The following is a 339-nucleotide window of genomic DNA, read 5'->3' as shown; positions in this document are numbered from 1 at the left end:
AGACGCACTCATGACACCAGATAAAAAGGCCCTCCATGTCTTTGATCGAGGATATTTCAACTTTGAAAAATTTGATCTTTATTCTTCGAACGGAATTCGATTTGTTACACGGATTAAAAGCAATACCGTTGTACGCGTAGTCGAAGAGTTACCGGTCGATCCATCTTCTTCCATTACACGACATGCCGTTGTGAAAATTGGCACCATGAAGACCCCTTTACAATTAGTCGAGACAGTAGATAGCGAAGGCAATAAGATTTCCATTATCTGCAATGATGCAAAAGTCAAGGCGGAAGAAATCAGTGATCTCTATCGGAATCGGTGGCAGATTGAGCTATT

1 protein-coding gene is annotated in these 339 nt (G+C 41.3%); it reads left to right on the top strand.

Going from position 1 to position 339, the window contains the following annotated elements:
* Positions 1-339, top strand: a 339-nt coding sequence (locus KI375_RS27090; RefSeq protein WP_212976446.1) for a transposase, incomplete at both ends; no start/stop codon positions are given.

The organism is Bacillus sp. J14TS2 (assembly GCF_018333015.1).
Lineage (GTDB): Bacteria > Bacillota > Bacilli > Bacillales > Bacillaceae_C > Lederbergia.
Note: the sequence above shows the minus strand (reverse complement) of the source record. Positions and strands in the feature narration are given on the sequence as shown.